At 48.2% G+C, this 3,432-nt stretch carries 4 protein-coding genes; 3 read left to right on the top strand and 1 reads right to left on the bottom strand.

Going from position 1 to position 3,432, the window contains the following annotated elements; all coding sequences use genetic code 11:
• Together NCCP2222_RS19895 and NCCP2222_RS19890 are read left to right on the top strand one after the other, a co-directional pair.
• Nucleotides 1-183: RraA family protein (locus tag NCCP2222_RS19895; RefSeq protein ID WP_483882519.1), on the top strand; the 183-nt coding region annotated here is incomplete at its 5' end.
• A gap of 148 nt (nucleotides 184-331) precedes the next feature.
• On the top strand, nucleotides 332-2,473 hold the full coding sequence (locus tag NCCP2222_RS19890; RefSeq protein ID WP_375709230.1) for an ATP-dependent Clp protease ATP-binding subunit: 2,142 nt from the start codon (nucleotides 332-334) through the stop codon (nucleotides 2,471-2,473).
• Between the two features lie 44 nt (nucleotides 2,474-2,517).
• On the opposite strand, the gene NCCP2222_RS19885 is transcribed toward NCCP2222_RS19890, so the two are convergent.
• The gene (locus NCCP2222_RS19885) at nucleotides 2,518-2,706 is read right to left on the bottom strand and encodes a DUF2929 family protein (protein ID WP_238083145.1); all 189 of its coding nucleotides are present in this window, start codon (nucleotides 2,704-2,706) and stop codon (nucleotides 2,518-2,520) included.
• A 187-nt stretch (nucleotides 2,707-2,893) separates the two neighbouring features.
• On the opposite strand from NCCP2222_RS19885, the gene NCCP2222_RS19880 reads away from it, so the two are divergent.
• On the top strand, nucleotides 2,894-3,432 hold a 539-nt coding region (locus NCCP2222_RS19880; RefSeq protein ID WP_248514146.1), incomplete at its 3' end, for a beta-ketoacyl-ACP synthase 3.

Genomic DNA, 3,432 nt, shown 5'->3' with positions numbered 1-3,432 from the left:
GGCTTGGCGCAGCTGGATGTGGGCATATTGGCAATCGGGACCAATCCGATCCGCAGCAAAAAGGAAGGAAAAGGGGACCGGGACGTCCCGCTCCAGTTTGGAGAAGTGGACTGGACCCCAGGTCATTTTGTCTATGCAGATGAGGATGGCGTTTTGATTGCAAGCCGAAATTTGATCAAATGAGTTCTGCCTGGCGTCCATGTTTTAAGGCATCCTCTAGGGGTAGGAGAACAGTGTAGACCGTGTGCAAAACACTTTACTTTATATCACTTTCATCCTATAATTAAATTAATCAAAGATAGTCAAAGTCAAACTTTAGAGGTGATTGCTAATGAGAATGGATGGCGTACAGGAAGATCAACGCACACCGCTTGAACAATTCGGCCGCAATCTGGTCGATGAAGTAAAAAACGGCAAAATGGATCCTGTTATCGGTCGGGACGAAGAAATTCGCAATGTAGTCCGGATTTTATCGAGAAAAACGAAAAATAATCCGGTTCTGATCGGGGAGCCCGGAGTTGGTAAAACAGCGATCGTCGAAGGCCTTGCCCAGCGTATTGTTAAAGGGGATGTGCCGGAAGGACTGAAAGATCGTCAAATTTATGAACTGGATATGAGCGCCCTTATTGCGGGAGCGAAATATCGCGGTGAATTTGAAGAACGCTTAAAAGGTGTTTTGAAACAAGTGAAGGAGAGTGAAGGAGAAATCATTCTCTTCATTGATGAAATCCATACCATTGTCGGTGCCGGCAAAACGGACGGTGCGATGGATGCGGGCAATATGCTGAAGCCGATGCTCGCACGCGGGGAGCTTCACTGCATCGGTGCAACCACACTGGATGAATACCGGATGTATATTGAGAAGGATCCAGCACTTGAGCGCCGTTTCCAGCAAGTGCTTGTGCGCGAACCGTCTGTGGAAGATACGATTTCCATTTTGCGTGGGCTGAAGGAACGCTTTGAACTGCATCACGGCGTGCGAATACACGACCGGGCGCTTGTAGCGGCAGCGACTTTATCCGACCGCTATTTGACAGACCGGTTCATGCCGGACAAGGCCATTGATTTGATGGATGAAGCCAGTGCAATGATCCGTACGGAAATCGACTCCATGCCACAAGAGCTGGATTCGGTGACACGTCGCATTATGCAGCTGGAAATTGAAGAGCAGGCACTCCGGAAGGAAAAGGATGCAATTAGCCAGACCCGGCTAGAAGCGCTGCGTGATGAGCTGACGGACTTGAAGGAATCGTCCGCTGGCATGCGGGAACAGTGGAATAAAGAAAAAGAAACGTTGCGCAACATCCAGGAGAAACGGGAAGAGCTGGATCGCTACCGCCGTGAATTGGAAGACGCCCAAAATCGTTTTGATTTGAATAAAGCCGCTGAACTACAATACGGTAAAATTCCTGCGCTTGAGCAAGAGGTGAAGGAACTGGAGATGCCGCTTGCAGGAAGCCAGGACAATCGCTTGCTCCGTGAAGAAGTGACCGAAGATGAAATTGCTGCGATTGTCGCCCGCTGGACAGGAATTCCGGTGACAAAGCTTGTGGAAGGCGAAAGGGAGAAACTTCTCCGTCTCCGCGAAACATTGGAGGAGCGGGTCATAGGACAGGATGATGCTGTCCAGCTCGTAACGGAAGCCGTTTGGCGTGCCCGGGCAGGCATTAAAGATCCGAACAAACCAATTGGCTCGTTCTTGTTCCTCGGACCAACCGGTGTCGGTAAGACAGAGCTCGCGAAGACGCTGGCTGCGACATTATTTGATTCCGAAGACCATTTCATCCGGATCGACATGTCCGAATACATGGAAAAGCATAGCGTTTCCCGCCTAGTCGGGGCACCTCCCGGCTATATCGGCTATGAAGAAGGTGGCCAATTGACAGAGGCTGTGCGGCGGAATCCATATTCAGTTGTTTTGCTGGATGAGATTGAGAAGGCGCACCCTGATGTTTCGAACATCCTGCTTCAAATTTTGGATGACGGACGCATTACGGACAGCCAAGGGCGGCTTGTTCATTTTACTAATACAGTCGTCATCATGACATCTAATATTGGTTCGGCTTATTTGCTGGAAGGCCATTTCGATTCAGAGGATCATGCTGCAGAAGATTTGGTCATGGCGGAATTGCGCCGCCACTTCAAGCCGGAACTGCTGAACCGGATGGATGATATTATTATCTTCCATTCATTATCCGGCGACGCATTCGGATTGATTGCGAAAAAATTGCTTGAAGATCTTGTTAAGCGGCTGCATGCACAAGAAGTGGAGCTTGATTATGATGAATCGGTTATCGACTGGATTGTCCGGGAAGGGACAGATGCAGACTTTGGCGCACGTCCATTGAAGCGGTTCATCCAGCGGCATGTGGAGACGCTTGTCGCGAAGGAAGTTATCAAAGGGGACTTGCGAGAAGGAGAAAGGCTTCATCTTTCGATGGAAGATGGAAAAGTAAAAATCGATAAGGAATAAAAAAAGAGCCATCCAGGTATTCTCACCTGGGTGGCTCTTTTGTGTCATGAATGATCTGCAACTGGCTCGTCCGGAATAATTGCCGAAATGGCAATCACAACGATACTTAGAACAACTGATACGATGACGCCGCCCATGAAATCAAATCCTTGGATGTCGGCAATCGAACCAGTTACATAGTTTAACATCGTGACGAGAAGAAAAGACCATACAAAAGTCATAATATATTTCATCAAAATTCACCTCTGCATACCAATATCATTGTCCATCATACCATAGGCATTTAAAAGGGGAAACAACTTTGTCGGCTGGAAGGCGAATCCTGAATGAAATGTGTCAGCATATTGAAAAATGATAGCTCATAATTTATAATTAATACCAGGTACTAATAATAGATGACAAGGAACGGGGTATGCAAAGATGGGTGCAGGGTTAATTGGAATCGGTAAATGTGTCCCTTCGCAAGTAGTTACGAATGCGGACTTGGAAAAACGGATGGATACGACGGATGAATGGATTCGTACAAGAACAGGAATTGAACAAAGACGGATTGCAACAGATGATATGGACACATCTGACATGGCTTTCGCTGCTGCGGAAGAAGCAATTCAGAACGCTGGCCTGAAGCCGGAAGATATTGGAATGATCTTAGTGGCGACTGTTACGCCCGACCGCCCATTTCCTTCCGTCGCCACGATGATCCAGGATCGTCTGGGCTGTGTAAATGCCGCAGCAATGGATTTGTCGGCTGCCTGCGCAGGTTTCATGTATGGTGTTGTGACGGCAAAACATTTCGTAGAAGCGGGAACATATAAGCATGTCCTCGTAGTTGGAGTTGAAAAGCTGTCGAAGATCACAGATTGGGAAGACCGGAATACGGCTGTCCTATTTGGCGACGGGGCAGGCGCTGCGATCATCAGTGAAGTCTCTGAAGGACGCGGAATCCTCTCATACGAGCT

Source organism: Sporosarcina sp. NCCP-2222, assembly GCF_023168145.1.
Classification (GTDB): Bacteria; Bacillota; Bacilli; order Bacillales_A; family Planococcaceae; genus Sporosarcina.
This window is presented reverse-complemented; position numbering and strand designations above follow the sequence as displayed.